Annotated in this window: 15 protein-coding genes; 14 read left to right on the top strand and 1 reads right to left on the bottom strand. The window is 38.9% G+C overall.

Annotated features, from left to right (window positions below):
* Positions 1 to 168 precede the first annotated feature (168 nt).
* Positions 169 to 771, top strand: coding sequence for an RsfA family transcriptional regulator (locus ACH6EI_RS03065; protein ID WP_028411482.1), 603 nt, complete (start codon positions 169 to 171; stop codon positions 769 to 771).
* A gap of 81 nt (positions 772 to 852) precedes the next feature.
* Here ACH6EI_RS03065 and ACH6EI_RS03070 read toward each other — a convergent pair whose 3' ends face one another.
* Positions 853 to 1,323 (bottom strand): N-acetyltransferase, encoded by a 471-nt coding sequence (locus ACH6EI_RS03070; protein ID WP_013058973.1) that lies wholly within the window; start codon positions 1,321 to 1,323, stop codon positions 853 to 855.
* Positions 1,324 to 1,636: 313 nt separating this feature from the next.
* On the opposite strand from ACH6EI_RS03070, the gene ACH6EI_RS03075 reads away from it, so the two are divergent.
* The 13 genes from ACH6EI_RS03075 to murD all read left to right on the top strand — a co-directional run bounded on the left by ACH6EI_RS03075 (position 1,637) and on the right by murD (position 17,874).
* Positions 1,637 to 2,989 (top strand): acetyl-CoA carboxylase biotin carboxylase subunit, encoded by a 1,353-nt coding sequence (locus ACH6EI_RS03075; protein WP_028411481.1) that lies wholly within the window; start codon positions 1,637 to 1,639, stop codon positions 2,987 to 2,989.
* Positions 2,986 to 3,198 (top strand): biotin/lipoyl-containing protein, encoded by a 213-nt coding sequence (locus ACH6EI_RS03080; protein WP_098999564.1) that lies wholly within the window; start codon positions 2,986 to 2,988, stop codon positions 3,196 to 3,198. The genes ACH6EI_RS03075 and ACH6EI_RS03080 overlap by 4 nt, the downstream gene beginning before the upstream one ends.
* Before the next feature lie 19 nt (positions 3,199 to 3,217).
* Positions 3,218 to 4,759: an acyl-CoA carboxylase subunit beta gene (locus ACH6EI_RS03085; protein WP_098999565.1), complete on the top strand. Its 1,542-nt coding sequence runs from the start codon at positions 3,218 to 3,220 to the stop codon at positions 4,757 to 4,759.
* A gap of 158 nt (positions 4,760 to 4,917) precedes the next feature.
* A complete protein-coding gene (locus ACH6EI_RS03090) occupies positions 4,918 to 5,799 on the top strand; it encodes a 2-dehydropantoate 2-reductase (protein ID WP_098999566.1) in 882 nt (293 codons plus the stop codon).
* A 1-nt stretch (position 5,800) separates the two neighbouring features.
* Complete coding sequence (locus ACH6EI_RS03095; protein ID WP_013058968.1) at positions 5,801 to 6,184, top strand: DUF3397 domain-containing protein; 384 nt, start codon at positions 5,801 to 5,803, stop codon at positions 6,182 to 6,184.
* A 90-nt stretch (positions 6,185 to 6,274) separates the two neighbouring features.
* On the top strand, positions 6,275 to 7,900 hold the full coding sequence (bshC, locus tag ACH6EI_RS03100) for a bacillithiol biosynthesis cysteine-adding enzyme BshC (protein WP_394530454.1): 1,626 nt from the start codon (positions 6,275 to 6,277) through the stop codon (positions 7,898 to 7,900).
* A 334-nt stretch (positions 7,901 to 8,234) separates the two neighbouring features.
* On the top strand, positions 8,235 to 9,170 hold the full coding sequence (gene rsmH / locus ACH6EI_RS03105; protein WP_028411477.1) for a 16S rRNA (cytosine(1402)-N(4))-methyltransferase RsmH: 936 nt from the start codon (positions 8,235 to 8,237) through the stop codon (positions 9,168 to 9,170).
* Between the two features lie 33 nt (positions 9,171 to 9,203).
* A complete protein-coding gene (ftsL, locus tag ACH6EI_RS03110) occupies positions 9,204 to 9,563 on the top strand; it encodes a cell division protein FtsL (RefSeq protein ID WP_028410764.1) in 360 nt (119 codons plus the stop codon).
* 5 nt (positions 9,564 to 9,568) lie between these two features.
* Positions 9,569 to 11,827: a penicillin-binding protein gene (locus tag ACH6EI_RS03115; protein ID WP_028411476.1), complete on the top strand. Its 2,259-nt coding sequence runs from the start codon at positions 9,569 to 9,571 to the stop codon at positions 11,825 to 11,827.
* A gap of 69 nt (positions 11,828 to 11,896) precedes the next feature.
* Positions 11,897 to 13,813: a stage V sporulation protein D gene (locus tag ACH6EI_RS03120; RefSeq protein ID WP_108674312.1), complete on the top strand. Its 1,917-nt coding sequence runs from the start codon at positions 11,897 to 11,899 to the stop codon at positions 13,811 to 13,813.
* Between the two features lie 211 nt (positions 13,814 to 14,024).
* Positions 14,025 to 15,488, top strand: a complete 1,464-nt coding sequence (locus ACH6EI_RS03125) for a UDP-N-acetylmuramoyl-L-alanyl-D-glutamate--2,6-diaminopimelate ligase (protein WP_028411475.1) — start codon at positions 14,025 to 14,027, stop codon at positions 15,486 to 15,488.
* A 61-nt stretch (positions 15,489 to 15,549) separates the two neighbouring features.
* Positions 15,550 to 16,524: a phospho-N-acetylmuramoyl-pentapeptide-transferase gene (gene mraY / locus ACH6EI_RS03130; protein ID WP_013058961.1), complete on the top strand. Its 975-nt coding sequence runs from the start codon at positions 15,550 to 15,552 to the stop codon at positions 16,522 to 16,524.
* Positions 16,525 to 17,874 (top strand): UDP-N-acetylmuramoyl-L-alanine--D-glutamate ligase, encoded by a 1,350-nt coding sequence (gene murD, locus ACH6EI_RS03135; protein ID WP_028411474.1) that lies wholly within the window; start codon positions 16,525 to 16,527, stop codon positions 17,872 to 17,874.
* Positions 17,875 to 17,882: the final 8 nt, after the last annotated feature.

The raw sequence follows: 17,882 nt of genomic DNA on the forward strand, positions 1-17,882 counted from the left end.
CATTTCCATAGCAATATAGTTAATAAGCAAAAGATGAAAGAATCACGGATTTCCCATTTTGCTTCAAAGTATATGAAAGATTTTCTTGATTGAGAAGAGGAACAATAGTCTATCTTATCTAGTAGGTGCATATTCATTTAATAAGTACGGATAAGGAGGGATAGAAAAATGACTTCTTCTCGTCAAGATGCATGGACTCATGATGAAGATTTATTACTCGCAGAAATTGTACTGCGTCATATACGTGAAGGTGGCACTCAGCTAGCTGCATTTGAAGAAGTGGGGAAGAAACTTACACGAACATCAGCAGCTTGTGGCTTCCGCTGGAATTCTTTTGTGCGCAAACAATACAAGACTGGTATTGACCTTGCGAAAAAACAGAGAAAAGAATTAAAAGCAAGAACTGTTTCAAAAGACGACGAGCAGCCTGCACGCTTATCATATATGGAAGCAGAGAAACATATTTCGCTTAATGAGGTAATTAAGTATTTAGAAAATGTAGATCAAGGGCAAAAACACTCGTCGGAGCTTCTCGAAGCTAATGAAGAACTGCAGCAAAAGATTGAACGTTTACAAGAGAAAGTAACGATTTTGGAAAAAGAAAAAAAAGCTTTGCAAAACAATTTGTTAATTGTGGAAGATGACTATAAAGCTCTTATTGAAATTATGGAGAGGGCTCGTAAAATGGTTGTATTAAAAGAGGATGAAAAAAGTAGAAAAGTGAAATTTCAAGTGGATAAAAATTTAAATTTAGAAAAAGTTCAAAAGTAAAGCGAAAGCTTGAATGCTCCCTACTTCATGTTAATCATATATACCACATAGATATAAAATAAACAGCTGGAAATCAGCTGTTTATTTTTGTTCGCTTACACCGTTTGGTAGCCAAATAAGAGGGTTTTCTCCCAAATCACGATCGATATCATACGTTACAGGTACGAACCCCATTTTTGACCAAAAATCACTCGATTTTACTCGCGGGCTTGTTTTGATAGGTAATTGAAAGGATTTGGCATATTCAACGAGCGTTTGACCTAATCCTTTGCGCTGAAAATCGCTGAGCACTTCAAGTTTCCACACTTCAATATACGTTTGAGGCGGCTCGAAATATTGATCGTACTGTTTGTTTCGTTTATAGAGACTCATGCGAGCCACTAAGCTATTTCCAAAATAAATGCCGTAAAACGGAGAATTTATTTCATTATCGGAAATCTTGGCATGTAATTCTTCTAGCATTGAAAGTTCTTGAATGCCATATTCTTTGAATTTCTTGAACTCTTCTAGCGTTTTAAAATTAATTTTTAAATGCTTCACTTCGTAATTCATCCCATATCCCCCTTGTTATGTCTCCTTGCTAGATGAACGAACTGGATTGGTTCGTTCATCTAATATTATATAACAAAAATACAAAATATTCTGTTTTCGTGATTGGTGAACGAATATTCAATGCGCACAAAGAAAAATGAATTCTTTCGGTTAAATACGAAGAATACATTACTATAAACATCACTTTTTAGAAAGGAGGCAAAAGGGAAACAGAATTCAAATAGAAAGCGTTTTCAAAAATTGTAGAGGAGTTTTAAAATTATTGTAGAATTATATGGGGGAAAGTAGAAATTTGAGGAAAGGGGAGAGAAAGGTGAAAAAAATACTGATTGCAAATCGAGGAGAAATTGCTCTTCGTATTATTCATACATGCAAACAAATGGGCATTGAAACGGTGGCTGTCTATTCCGATGCAGATGCAGAACTTCCTTATGTTCAAGCGGCTACAAAAGCACGTCGAATTGGAGAGCCTCCTGTGCAAAAGTCATATTTGAATGTGGAAGAGCTGCTTAGAATTAGTCATGAAGAAAAAGTAGACGCCATTCATCCTGGATATGGATTTTTATCGGAAAATAGTGCATTTGCTAAAAGAGCGATTGATGAAGGTTTTTGTTTTATCGGTCCTTCTCCCGAAATCATTTCGATGATGGGCGACAAAATTGCTGCCCGCGCTGCGATGAAAGAAGCGGGTGTACCTGTTGTCCCCGGCAGCGAAGGTGATGTGACGTCGGTTGAAGAGGCTTGTAAAGTAGCGGGGGTAATTGGATATCCCGTTATGTTAAAAGCAAGCGGAGGCGGCGGAGGAATTGGGATGGTGCGCTGCGATAACGAAGAAGCAGTAAAACAAGTATATGCCTCAACAAAAGCAAGAGCAAAAGCATATTTTGGTCATGAAGGAATGTTTATTGAAAAGCTTATCACAAACGCAAAACATATCGAGGTACAGGTCTTTGGAGATCAGCATGGTAATGTCGTTCATCTTTTTGAACGCGATTGTTCTGTACAAAGAAGAAATCAAAAAGTGATTGAAGAAGCCCCTGCGCTTGCTTTAAAAGAAAGTACGCGACAAGCCATGCAAAACCAAGCCGTTCAAGCGGCTAAAGCAATCGGCTATTATAATGCGGGTACGGTGGAGTTTATCGTGGATGAAGACGAAAATTTTTATTTTCTTGAAATGAACACGCGGCTGCAAGTTGAGCATCCGATCACCGAGCAAATTGCAGGGGTCGATTTAGTTAAGTGGCAGATTTTAGCTGCGCGCGGTGAAAAGCTTCCTCGTATGCAAGAGGAAATAGCAGCAAATAACTACGCCATTGAATTTCGAATTTATGCAGAAGATCCGTTTACTTTTTTACCGGCTCCGGGGAAAATTACGGGTTATCACTTGCCGGAGCGAACCTACGCGCGCGTGGATAGCGGCTACAGTGATATGAATGCGGTTACACCTTTTTATGATCCAATGATTGCAAAGGTTATCATTACTGGTCGTACGCGTTCAAATGCAATTGAACTAGCTAAATCATATTTTACAGAAGCTGTTGTAGAGGGAATCAAAACAAATATTCCTCTATTTAAGCAGTTGTTAAATGAAGAGTTATATGAAAAAGGCGCCTACAACACATCGTTATTATCAACAGTATTAAATAAAGGAGGAGCACCACAATGAGTGAAATCAAAGCGACAATGGCAGGCATGGTATTTAATGTGTTTGTTCAGCAAGGAGCAAGTGTAGCCAAAGGAGAAGTTGTTGTTGTATTAGAATCTATGAAAATGGAAATTCCTATTGAAAGCAATCAAGCCGGTATTGCAGAGACGGTCCATATAGCCGTGGGAGATTTTGTGAACGAAGGCGACGTTTTGGTGACTATTTCATAACTCATAAAGGAGAGATATCATGATACATACAGGTGAATCTCAGAAAAAATATGATGAAAATCGTCAAAAAGTAGAGCGTGGCAACGCCGAGAAGTATAAAGAGAAACTTGCAAAACAACAGAAGCTTTTTGTAAGAGATCGTTTAGCCCTTTTATTCGATGACGGGAAATATGAAGAAGACGGTATGTTTGCAAATAATAAAGCCGAAGGTTTGCCGGCAGACGGTGTTGTAACTGCGATTGGAAAAGTAAACGGTGAAACGGTTTGTGTAATGGCTAATGATTCTACTGTAAAAGCAGGGTCTTGGGGGGCTAGAACAGTAGAAAAAATTATTCGGATTCAAGAAGTTGCAGAAAAACTGCATGTGCCTTTACTGTACTTGGTGGATTCCGCGGGAGCTCGTATTACGGATCAATTAGATATGTTTCCAAACCGCCGAGGAGCTGGAAGGATCTTTCACAATCAAGTAAAACTTTCCGGCGTCATTCCTCAAATTTGTTTGCTTTTCGGTCCGTCAGCAGCTGGAGGGGCTTATATCCCTGCATTTTGTGATATTGTTGTGATGGTAGATGGGAACGCTTCTATGTACTTAGGGTCGCCGCGTATGGCCGAAGCCGTTATTGGAGAAAAGGTTACGCTAGAAGAAATGGGAGGAGCGCATATGCACTGCAGCGTTAGCGGGTGCGGGGATGTGCTGGCTTATTCTGAAGAAGAAGCTATTTCGTATGCCAAATCTTATTTAACGTACTTTCCACAAAACTATCAAGAGAAGCCTAAAGTACAAAAAGCTAAAGAGCCTAAGCAGACAAAAGATTTAGTAGAACTAATTCCGGAGAATCAAAATGTTCCATTTGATATCTATGAAGCAATTGATACCCTTATTGACGAGGGGAGCTTTTTTGAAATAAAAAAACTGTTTGCCGCCGAATTGGTAACAGGGCTTGCACGAATAGATGGAAAAGTAGTAGGGGTTGTTGCTAATCAGCCAAAAGTTAAAGGGGGAGTGCTGTTTGTAGATTCAGCAGATAAAGGCGCAAAATTTATTCAATTGTGCGATGCATTCCATATTCCTTTGCTGTTTTTAGCTGACGTGCCTGGATTTATGATTGGAACCAAAGTAGAAAGAGCTGGCATCATTAGACATGGAGCCAAATTAATTGCAGCGATGAGTTCAGCTACAGTTCCTAAAATTTCCGTAGTCATGCGTAAAGCTTATGGCGCAGGGCTTTACGCTATGGCTGGTCCGGCTTTTGAACCAGATTGCTGCATTGCATTGCCTACTGCTCAAATTGCCGTAATGGGTCCTGAAGCTGCAGTAAATGCCGTCTATTCTAATAAAATTAATGAAATTGAAGATCCGAAAGAGCGGTTCATGTTTGTTAAACAGAAACAGCAAGAGTATAAAGAACACATCGATATCTATACGCTGGCATCTGAACTTATTATTGACGACATCGTTCCTGCTAACGAACTGCGTCGAACGTTAATTGACCGCTTTCGATTATATGAAACAAAGAATGTGACCTTTAGCCGTCGTAAACATCCGGTGTATCCCGTATAATAGAAAAAAACGGGATCACTCTAAATAATTTACAATAAGCCCGGTGATTTTTAATCACACGGGCTATATGAATAGGTAAAATTTAAAGAATGCATTTAATTCAAAGCATTTTTTTGCTAAAATGAAACTCAATAATAGAAAGAGGAACAAAAAATACGATGAAAACTATATGTATTATTGGAGGCGGATCATTAGGTCTGTTGTTTAGCGCGTATTTATCAGATTGTTATGATGTAACCTTGTACACGAAAACACCAACTCAAGCAAAGTGTATTAACGAAAATGGAATTACCTTACATAGACAAGGGGAACATCACACGAAAAAAGTCAGTGCTATCCCTCTGGAAAAAAACATAAAAGAAGCAGATTTAATCATTATTACTGTAAAACAGTATCATTTAAAAGAGATTATTCCTTTTATTAAAACCCTTACTATACATACTCCCCTTTTGTTTATCCAAAACGGTATGAGCCATATTGAAATTCTCAAAAACCTCCCGCAGCGCACTCTCTATTTGGGTACAGTTGAACATGGGGCAATGCGTACAAATATGGATAGCGTCCATCATACAGGAATAGGAACAACTCGTATTGCTTCGTACAGAGGAGAAATGGAGTCTATCTTACCGATTGTGAATTTTCCTTGGGTAATTGAAAAAGATTGGTATGCGATGCTGGTGAAGAAATTAGTTGTAAATGCGCTCATTAATCCTCTTACGGCACTGTATCGCGTGAAAAATGGGCAGCTGATTCACAACAGCTACTTTTATAAAACGATGCGTCTATTGTATGAAGAGATTGCAGATGTGTTAAAACTGGATTCAGCTTTTAATTATTGGGAAAATGCGATGGGGGTTTGTTCGCGCACGAGTACAAATCAATCTTCTATGCTAAAAGATATACAGGAGGGGCGGCAAACCGAGATTGATGCTATCTTAGGTTATATCCAAACACAAGCTGCTGAAAAAAGAACGTCGACGCCTATTGTTGACTTTTTATATAGGTCAATAAAAGGAATCGAAGAAGAAAAGGGTGAGTAACATGGGAAGTTTTATTGCTGGCGTTTTTGCGACGTTTGTCACTCTGCCGCTCGTCGGTTTTTTTATTCTATACATGCTTTTACGCAAACTGACGAAAAATAAAAGGAAATCTGTCCACATAGCAACGTACATTACTACGGTTTTTCTTATTTTGTCCGTGCATTATGCAGCTGTGGAAATTTTTGGGCACTCTTTTTTGTGGTTGATTGCGTTAGTCCTTTTAGTTGTGGCAATGATTATGATGTTTGTACATTGGAAAGTCAAACATGACTTAGAAATGAAGCTTATTGCGAAAGGGTTCTTTCGGATGAATTTCGTTTTGTTTCTTATTGCACATATTGTGTTAAATATAGGTGGAATCGCTTTTCGTATTTCCTCTCTGTAAAGCATGTTACTAGACGTGAGCAGTTACATTATGGATAATGAAGCTATATGTAGAGAATATAAGTATTAGGAAAAGAAAGGAAGTTCTTTCATGGAGATTACAGACGTCTCTTTAAAGGCGGGAAACAAACTAACGAACGATTACATAAAAGGTGAAAAGCAAGCACTTTCCTTTTTTCATTATAATATACACGAAAAAGACGTATATGAAAAACGTTTAGCGGACGTTCAAAAGCAGTCTTATCCAAGAGAACAGCTTGCTGAGTATCTGCTTGATTTTAATAAGCGCTACGGAGCATCTTCTAAGACGATTGAAAATATTGAAAAGCTAAAAGATCCTAACAGCGTAGTGGTCGTTGGAGGTCAGCAAGCGGGGCTGCTTACGGGTCCTTTGTACACCATTCATAAAGTGATTTCAATTGTGCTGCTAGCTAAACAACAAGAGGCAGCTCTAAACGTGCCCGTGCTTCCGGTATTTTGGATTGCTGGAGAAGATCATGATTTTGCTGAGATCAACCATGTATACACAGAGCATAAAAACCAGCTTTTAAAGAAAACGTTAAAGCATTCTTTAAAGAAAAAGCAAATGGTTTCTCAAATCGAATTAGATCATGAAGCCTGTAGAAGCTGGGTTCGTGATGTTTTTCAAACGTTTAACGAAACGGCGCATACAAATCAGGTGTTACACTTTGTTTTAGAGGCGTTAGATAAATCACGTACCTATGTCGATTTCTTTGCTCATTTGGTTACCACATTGTTTGCAGAGTCAGGTCTTATTTTAATGGATGCAGCTTCTAAAGAAGTGCGCAACATTGAATCTTCTTTCTTTGTGACGTTAATTGAACAAAATGACAAATTATCGTCAGCCGTTATGGAACAGCAAACAGAGATTCAAAAACAATACGGACGAATGATTGAAGTGGGAGAAGAAACGGCCCATCTCTTTTATTCACACAACGAAAACAGAGTACTTTTAGAAAGAGACGCAGAGCAAGAGCGGTTTGTTGGAAAGCAAAATGAACTCGCGCTGTCTAAAGAAGAGCTGGTTCAAATTGCTAAACAAACGCCAGAGCTTCTTAGTAATAACGTTGTGACTAGACCCCTTATGCAGGAGTACTTACTTCCTACCCTTGCGTTTATTGCAGGTCCAGGGGAAGTAGCGTATTGGGCAGAGCTTGAAAAAGCATTTTCTTTATTTAGCTTTAAAATGCCTCCCGTGGTTCCGAGGTTATCCTATGCAATCGTAGAAAGACATATCGAGAAGTATATGGATGAACTTCAGTTAGACCTTTCGAATGTCATTAACAAAGGCGTAGATGCAGAGAGGGAGCACTGGCTTAAGACAGAAGTTCACAACCCGTACGAAATGTATTTTGAAAAAGCGAAAGAAGATTTTGAAAAAATTCATAAAACTCTTCGTGAAAATATTCAAAAAGAAGACAAAACATTTGATGAAGTCATGCTTAAAAATCGAGCGATTATTCAAAAGCAGTTTGAAACCATTCAAAAGATTGTCGAATCCAAACAGCTCATTAAGCACGATGTGAAGCATTCAAAATATGCTCAAATTGAACTTGCTCTTCGTCCCTACAATGCTCCACAAGAACGCATGTGGAATATTATGTATTATTTAAACGGCTATGGTATGCAATTTGTGTCAGATTTACTAAGTGCTGAAGTCGAATTAAATCACCAGTTAAAAGTCTGCTATGTCTAATAAAATCCTGCTGAAAAGCAGGATTTTTATTTTGGAAAAGAGAACAAGTTTACAAGGTGAATGTCAGCCAATTGAATCCTTATAAGGTATTTATTTCTAATTACACAAAAAAACCTTATATTCCTTACATTTTATTCTACGAATATGTCCTACTTTTAACAAAATGACACTATTTGTGACAAAAAGACAAAATTCTACTTAATTCTTATATAAATAGCTGAAATAATGTTGAACTTTGATATATAATATAAACGTGTATATATATCAAAGAAAAACACCGTTTTTTGCTTTTTGTATACATAACTAAGTAGTTTAGAAAGAAGTAGGTGTCATAATGTTTAATCACACAACTGTTTTGCTTAAAGAAGCAGCGGAAGGCTTAAATATTAAGCCGGATGGAGTATATGTCGACTGCACGCTTGGCGGAGCAGGTCATAGTGAATATATCGTAAAACAGCTATCAGAAAAAGGGAAATTAATTGCGTTTGATCAAGACGATGTTGCTCTTGAAAATGCAAAAGAAAAATTAGCCCCGTATCTAGACAGAGTTATTCTAATCAAAAGTAATTTTCGCTATTTAAAAGAGCAGCTAATGAAACATGGAATTGAAGAAGTAGATGGAGTATTGTTTGACCTAGGCGTCTCGTCTCCTCAGTTGGATACACCAGAGCGAGGGTTCAGCTTTCATCATGAGGCCCCGCTTGATATGCGCATGGATCAAAACTCAAAGTTTTCTGCGTACAACGTAGTAAATGAATGGCCTTATGAAAAACTTGTAAAAATCTTTTTCCAATACGGAGAAGAAAAGTTTTCGAAACAAATTGCCCGCAAGATTGAAGCATATCGAGAGTCTAAACCAATTGAAACAACGCTAGAGCTGGTTGATCTTATTAAAGATGGTATTCCAGCACCAGCTAGACGAACGGGCGGACATCCGGCAAAACGGATTTTCCAGGCTATTCGCATTGCTGTAAATGATGAGCTTCAAGTATTTGAAGATGCAATTGAACAGGCCATGGATGTAATCAAAAAAGGTGGACGTGTAAGTGTTATTACCTTCCATTCACTTGAAGACCGAATTTGTAAAGTAGCGTTTAAAAATGCAAGCACGGTTCCGCAGCTTCCTCATGGACTGCCGGTTATTCCAGAAGAATTTAAACCTAAAATGAAAGTCATCACAAGAAAACCTATTTTACCTTCAGAAGAAGAGGTAGAAGAAAATAAGCGCGCGCGTTCGGCAAAGCTTCGAATTGTTGAGAAATTAGTCTAATAAAAGGGTTTAATCAAAGAGGAGGGGACGAGAATGAACAATGCAGCATACAAAGTAAGAGAGCAAGACCAGCAGCAGAAGCAGCAAAAGACGGTACGTCAAGTTGTTCGAAAGACAAAAAGAAAAATCACGGTTGGTGAAAAAATTGTGTATTCTGGGTTTGTCGCACTCATGCTGTTTGGGTCTGTGCAAATCATTTCAAATCAATCTTCGCTTTATAGCATCAGTGAAGAAGTGCAATCACTCGATGGAAAGATTGACAAGCAAGAAGCAAAAAACAATGAGTTAAAATTACAGGTAACAGAGTTAAGTGCATACGATCGTATTTGGACAAAAGCAAAAGAACTTGGACTAAAATTGAATGAAAATAACGTAAAAGTCGTTAACGATTAATTGCGATGACTACGCCAAGAAAAAATAGCAATATTAGTACAGGAGCAGCAATATTAATTTTAATATTTGCATTGCTCTTTTTTGTATTAGCCATCAGGTTCTTTTACATCCAAGCGACGGGCAAAGCAGACGGAGAAGCTTTAGCCGAAATTGCACAAAAACAGCATACGCGAACGTCTAAAATTGAAGGACAGCGCGGTACGATTTACGATCGAAATGGAGAAGCAATCGCCCAAGACACGGGTGCTTATACGGTTGTGGCGATTTTAGATAAAAAACAAACAAAAGATAAAGATCACCCGCAACATGTGGTAGACCCAGAAAAAACGGCTCAAAAATTAGCCCCATTGTTGAAGATGGACGAATCGAAAATTGAAAGCATGTTAACGAGAGGAATTAAACGTGGTACCTTCCAAGTAGAACTTGGCCCAGGCGGACGTGATATTGATAACGTGCTAAAGCAAAAAATTGAGAAACTAAATCTCCCGGGCATCACGTTTTTACGCGATTCGAAGCGCTTCTATCCAAACGGTGTATTTGCCTCAAGTATTTTAGGATATGCACAAAAAGATGATACGGGTAAAATCGTAGGGAAAATGGGAATTGAAAAAGTATTTGATAAGCAGCTTTCTGAAGAAGATGGATATGTAAAATACGAAGCTGCTAAAAATGGAATTAAGCTTCCGGATCCAAAAGAGTCAATTGTAGCTCCTAAAAACGGAGACAGCGTTACGCTTACGATTGATGAAAAAATTCAAACGTTTTTAGAGGATGCGATGACAGCTGCTGCTAAAGAATATAAACCAGAAGAGCTAATGGCAACGGTAGTGAATCCGAAAACCGGTGAAATTTTGGCGATGTCAAACCGACCTTCATTTGATCCAAATATTCGTGATATCACTTCTTATCGCAATCCGTTTGTTGAAAACAGCTATGAGCTTGGTTCAACGATGAAAATCTTTACGCTAGCAGCCGCGATTGATGCAGGCGTTTATAACGGCGAAGACCGCTATCAGTCGGGATCTTATAAAGTAACGAAAAACAGCGTTCCGATTAACGATCACAACGGCGGAGTCGGCTGGGGAGCTATTACATTTAATGAAGGAATTCAAAGGTCTTCAAATGTAGCGGTTGCCATTTTAGCCAACGAAAAATTAGGTACCGACCGTTTGTATAAATACTTGGACAAGTTTGGCTTTATGGATAAGACGGGAATTGACTTGCCAAATGAAGCTTCTAGCAAGTTAGTGACGAAGTACCCGAGAGACCGCGTAACCACTGCGTTTGGACAGGCGTCTGCTTTTACGCCTATTCAAGAAATTCAAGCGGCTACTGCGATTGCAAATGACGGGAAAATGATGAAGCCTTACGTGATTAAACAAGTAGTCGATGAAACAAATAAGAAAACAATTAAGAAAACAAAACCTACCGTAGTAGGCCAGCCTATTTCTAAAAAAGCAGCGAACGAAACGCTAGGTATTTTAGAAACCGTTGTTTCTTCTGATGATGGAACAGGCAAACCTTACGCGATTGAAGGATACGATGTCGCTGGAAAGACGGGAACAGCTCAAATTCCTGGGCCTACCGGAGGTTACCTGCATGGACACGGGAAAAATTTCATTTCCTTTATGGGCTTTGCACCTGCTAAGGATCCAAAGCTCCTTGTCTATGTAGCCGTTAAAAATCCAACTCTCACGCCTCAAGAAACGGGTACTGCGCCGCTTACAGCTGTATTTAATCCGGTGATGAAAAATAGTCTGCAGTATTTAGGAGTGGAGCCTCAAAAAACGGATGAAGACGGAAAAGAAACGAAAGAAAAGAAAGTGGATTCAGAAATCAAGCTTAAATCTTACGTTAATGAATCAGTTGATAGTACCGTGAAAGACTTAAAACAAAAAGGGCTTGTTCCTGTTGTAATAGGTAAAGGAGATACGGTAGAAAGCCAATCACCGACTTCTGATACCATTGTCACTGGTCAACGCGTGTTCATTAAGACAAACGGAAAAGCCACAATGCCTGATTTAACAGGTTTTTCACATCGTGACGTTATTCGCTTTAGTGAATTTGTCAACGTTCGACCTAGCGCACTTGAAAATGGTTATGTTGTAAGTCAAAGTATTAAAGCAGGAGATCCGCTAAAAGCAGGAACGTACCTGAAAGTGGAACTTGAAACGCCTAAAGAATTTTCAAGCACGTTAAATAAGCTAAAAGAAACGGAAAAAAGTGAATCTGACAGTAAAAAAGACGATAAGCAACTTGACTAGAAAATAAGTTCTAGTGAATCCTGTACAAGCATATATTGGAACGAGCCGATTCAGAGGAGGTTCTAATATATGCGGGTATCAGGAGTCACAGTTCGTAAAAGGCTAGCCATTGTTTTGTTTGTCGGTTTTATTGTGTTTTTGATTATTGATACAAGGCTTGGATATGTACAGTTGCTGACTGGGGATACGCTAACTGAAAAAGCCAAAGACTTATGGAGTCGGAATATTCCTTTTGAACCTGAAAGAGGAAAGATACTAGATCGCAAGGATGTGGCACTTGCTACAAATAAAAGTGCACCGACCGTTTTAGTTATGCCAAGACAAGTTGAAAATCCAGCTGTTACGGCTGAAAAGTTAGCAAAAGTGCTGGGAGCATCAAAAGAAAAAGTATATGAACAAATAACAAAAGCTTCTTCTAGCGTATATTTGCGTCCTGAAGGAAGAAAAATTTCACATGCGAAAGCAAATGAAGTGCGAAATTTAAATTTAAAAGGCGTATATATAGCTGAGGATTCGAAGCGGTACTATCCGTTTGGAAGTTATTTGTCGCATGTATTAGGCTTTGCGGGAGTAGATAATCAAGGGTTAACGGGCCTTGAATTATATTATGATAAAGAGCTAAAAGGACAAAAAGGTTCAGTTAAATTGTATTCTGATGCTAAAGGTAAAAAGATGCCCAATATAGCCGATGACTACACAGCGCCTGTGGACGGGCTCGATTTGAGATTGACCATTGATTCACGTGTGCAAACAATCATGGAGCGTGAGTTGGATAATGCTCAGACAGCTTATAATCCAGATGGTATGATTGCCATTGCCATGAATCCTAAAAACGGTGAAATTTTAGGTATGTCAAGTCGTCCAGGCTTTGATCCGACGGATTTTAAAAATGTGAAGCCTGAGGTGTATAATCGCAATCTTCCAATCTGGAGCGTATATGAGCCCGGATCAACGTTTAAGATTATTACACTGGCAGCTGCTCTTGAAGAAAAGAAAGTGGATTTACTAAAAGATCAATTCTACGATGATGGGGCGGCGGAAGTTGGAGGAGCGAGACTTCGCTGCTGGAAAAAAGGCGGACACGGACAGCAGTCTTTTTTAGAAGTTGTACAGAACTCATGTAACCCTGGTTTTGTGGAGCTTGGGGAACGTTTAGGAAAAGAGAAATTGTTCAAATACATTAAAGAATTTGGCTTTGGTCAAAAAACAGGTATTGATTTACAAGGGGAAGCAAAAGGAATTTTGTTCCCGCTTGAGCGCGTAGGGCCGGTTGAACAAGCTACAACAGCTTTTGGGCAAGGGGTTGCCGTTACGCCTATTCAACAAGTAGCTGCTGTTTCCGCAGCCGTAAACGGTGGAACGCTTTATGAACCTTATATTGCAAAAGAGTGGGTGGATCCAACTACCGGAAAAGTTGTAAGCAGTCATAAACCGGTTGCTAAGCGAAAAGTTATTTCCGAGGAAACGTCTAAGCAAGTGCGTTTTGCTCTTGAAAGTGTAGTCGCACAAGGAAGCGGAAAAGGAGCTTTTGTGGAAGGGTACCGCGTTGGAGGAAAGACGGGTACGGCGCAGAAAGCTCAAAATGGAAAGTATTTAAAAAATAATCACATCGTTTCTTTTATCGGTGTTGCACCAGCAGATAACCCTGAAATTGTCGTGTATGTTGCGGTTGATAATCCAAAGGGCACCATTCAGTTTGGTGGAGTGGTAGCAGCTCCGATTGTAGGTAAAATGATTGAAGACAGTTTACGTGTGATGGACGTTAAACCGCGTAAAGGACAAATTGAAAAAGAGTTAACGTGGCTGGACACACCAATGATAAAAGTACCAAATGTCGTAGGAATGTCAAAAAAAGAGTTACAAGAACAGCTACTTAATTTAAAATTAGATGTGAGTGGCGAAGGAGATAAAGTGGTCAAGCAGTCTCCTGCAGCCGGAACGAAAGTTAAAGAAGGCGAAACGGTTAGAATTTATATGGGAAAATAAAAATCTCTATAAACTATTATTCTTCCTTGCATGATAATCAGCAGGTTACGCTGCGTGTGAACATGAAATCAACAAATAAGCCTTGGGGGTGTTCCCTCCGGGCTTCTTTTTCTGTAAAATGTAATAGGTTAGGTGCTAGAAAAAGAAGAATAGTTGCCATAGCGTCTTATAACAAACGTTTCACTTTACAAATAGAGAGGACATGGTAGGAATGGATTTACGAGAACTACTAACACATTTACATGATTTTGTTCAGCTTCCTGAACAGAATATTGATATTACGTCAATTGAAATGGATTCAAGAGAAGTTAAGCCCGGAGCATTGTTCATTTGTATAGACGGCTATACGGTTGATGGTCATAGCTTTGCACAGATGGCTGTGGAAAAAGGGGCAGTAGCAATCTTAGCAGAAAAGCCTGTGGATGTAGAAGTGCCCGTTGTACGCGTGAAGAGTACAAAGCGAGCAATGGCAGTGCTGGCGGATGCTTTCTACAATCAGCCCACACAAAAAATGCATTTAATTGGTGTAACAGGCACAAATGGAAAAACAACGATTACACATTTAATTGAGCATATCTTTAAATCACAGCATAAAAAGACGGGTCTAATTGGAACGATTGAAATTCGTATTGGTGATACGTCTTATGATGTGAAAAACACAACGCCTGAATCGCTGACTCTTCAAAAAACATTTAATCAAATGGTGGAAGAGAATGTAGAAGTAGCGATGATGGAAGTATCATCTCACGCGCTTGACTTAGGACGCGTACACGGGTGCGACTTTGACGTGGCGGTATTTAGTAACTTAACGCAAGATCACCTCGACTATCATCATACAATGGAAGATTATCGTCGTGCGAAAGGGTTGCTATTTGCACAGTTAGGAAATGCTTATAACCATACTCGTCCTAAATTTGCTGTTCTTAATGTCGATGATGCGGCAACCGAGGAATATATTAAAAACACGGCTGCTACAGTGATTACGTATGGTATTGACCGTGAAAGTGATATTCGTGCAACGAATATTCAAATTACAAACAGCGGCACAACGTTCGATTTGACAACACCGACAGAAACGGTTTCTGTAGAAATGAAGCTTATTGGGAAATTTAGCGTCTACAACGTATTAGCGGCTACGGCTGCATGTTTAGTATCTGGTCTCCCTCTGTCAGTTATTGTCGAGGAAATAAAAGTGTTAGAAGGTGTGTCTGGGCGTTTTGAAGTGGTTGATGCGCAGCAAGATTTTACGGTTATCGTGGATTATGCCCACACGCCGGACAGCTTAGAGAACGTGTTAAAAACTGTAAAAGAATTCGCAAAACGCAATATATATGTTATTGTTGGTTGTGGCGGAGATCGAGATCGTACAAAACGACCAATCATGGCTCGGATTGCAGCTGAATACAGTACACAAGCTATTTTGACATCTGATAATCCACGAAGTGAAGATCCATTGGCTATTTTAAAAGATATGGAAGAAGGTTTGGATACAGATAACTATGTGACGATTGCTGATCGTGCAGAAGCTATTCGCTATGCAGTGGAAACAGCGCATGCAGATGATGTTATTGTCATTGCTGGAAAAGGGCACGAGACCTATCAAATTATTGGTAAAAAAGTATTCGATTTTGACGATCGAGAAGTAGCACGCAAAATGATTGAGGAGCGAAAGTAGTAATGAAATGGGTAGAGAACAAAATGAGTCGGAATGAGTTGGAAGTTAAGGAGGGGACATCGTGCTAGAACAATCAATTTTATTGACAATCGGCGTAGCCTTTTTGATTACGGTTGTATTGTCGCCGATTTTTATTCCCTTCTTAAGAAGATTAAAGTTTGGTCAAAGTATTCGTGATGAAGGCCCGAAATCTCACCAGAAAAAATCAGGTACACCTACAATGGGCGGTATCATGATTTTATTATCTATTATTGTGGCAACTCTTATTATGGTCAATCAATATGCAGAACTTACATATAAGACGTTTCTATTATTATTTGTCACAATCGGATTTGGTTTATTAGGATTTTTAGATGATTTTATAAAAGTAGTGTTAAAGCGTAACCTTGGATTAACATCTAAACAAAAGTTTTTAGGTCAGGTTGTCATTTCAATTATTTTTTACTTTATTGCAAGACAGTTTGAGTTTTCAACTGAAGTGACGATTCCAGGAATTAAAGACCCAATCGATTTAGGTTGGTTTTATGTTGTTTTCCTCATCATCTGGCTTGTTGGTTTTTCAAACGCGGTCAACTTAACGGATGGATTAGACGGACTTGTATCTGGTACAAGTGCGATTGCTTTTGGTGCATTTGCAGTTCTCGCCTGGAATGCAGAGCAGTTTGAACTATCTATTTTCTCAGTTGCTGTAGTAGGAGCTGTGTTAGGATTTTTAGTTTTTAATGCCCATCCTGCAAAAGTATTTATGGGAGATACGGGTTCTTTAGCGCTAGGAGGAGCTATCGCTACGGTGGCTGTCTTAATGAAAATGGAATTCTTGCTTGTTATTATCGGTGGTGTGTTTGTTATTGAAACATTATCTGTTATTATTCAAGTCGCATCTTTCAAAACAACAGGAAAACGTGTGTTTAAAATGAGCCCGCTTCATCACCATTACGAGCTAAGCGGCTGGTCGGAATGGCGCGTAGTTATGACTTTTTGGGCTGTAGGACTATTATTTGCAATGCTTGGAATTTATATCGAGGTGTGGATTTAAATGAAATCAGTCAATACGTATCAAGGTAAACAAGTACTTATTTTAGGATTAGCCAAGAGCGGTTTAGCAGCCGCTCAGTTAGTTAAACAGCTTGGTGCTAAAGTAGTCGTTAATGATCAAAAACCGTACGAAGAGAACGCAGCAGCACAGGAATTAGAAAAAACGGGCATTGAAGTTGTCTGTGGACATCATCCGCTTGAGCTTTTAGACAAAGCGGATGTTATTGTAAAAAACCCTGGGATTCCGTATTCAAATGTTCTATTGCAAGAAGCATTAAAGCGACATATTCCGATTTTAACAGAGGTAGAATTAGCTTATGAAATTAGCGAAGCTCCTTTTATCGGGATTACGGGAAGCAATGGGAAGACAACAACAACAACGCTCATTTATAAAATGTTAGAAGAAGATCAAAAGCAGCCGTTGATTGCTGGAAATATTGGAACAGTAGCTTGTGAAGTGGCGCAAAAAGCAACAAAGGACAATGTAATTGTAACGGAGCTTTCTTCTTTTCAGCTGATGGGAATTGAAAAATTCCGTCCGAAAATCTCTTTATTATTGAATTTGTTTGATGCTCACTTAGACTATCATGGTACAAAAGAGGAATATATCAAAGCGAAAGCAAATCTCTTTAACAATCAAACAAGTGAAGACTTTGCCGTTATTAATGCGGATGATGAGCTAGTGATGAAAGCTAGTGCAAATATTAAAGCGACAAAAGTACCTTTTTCTGTTACAGCTCAAACGACAGAAGGAGCGTATATTAAAAACGAAACGATTTTCTTTAAAGATGAAGAAGTGATGTCGTTAAAAGATGTGGTGCTGCCAGGCAAACATAATCAAGAAAATATTTTAGCAGCTGTATCCGTTGTGAAGCTGTACGGCTGTTCAAATGAAGCTATCTATTCCGTGCTCACAACGTTTGCTGGTGTTAAACACCGCGTTCAATATGTCACGACAATCAACAAACGTAAGTTTTATAATGACTCTAAAGCTACAAATATGCTTGCTACAAAAGTAGCTCTTTCCGCTTTTTCACAGCCGACGATTCTACTTGCAGGCGGACTCGATCGCGGCAATGAGTTTGATGATTTAAAAGAAGAGTTTAAAAATGTGAAAGCTGTTATTACGTTTGGTGAAACGGCTCCTAAAATTGAACGCGTAGCCAAAGAAGAGGGAATACAAATTGTAAAACGTGTCGATAATGTTAAACAAGCAGTTTCAGAAGCATATGCTTGTTCAGATGAAGAAGATGTTATTTTATTATCTCCTGCTTGTGCAAGCTGGGATCAATTTAAAACTTTTGAAGAACGTGGTGACATCTTTATTGAATCTGTGCATAAACTGAAATAAGGGCTTGT

The organism is Priestia sp. JSM ZJ58 (assembly GCF_044383985.1).
In the GTDB taxonomy this organism is placed as follows: Bacteria; Bacillota; Bacilli; order Bacillales; family Bacillaceae_H; genus Priestia; species Priestia zanthoxyli.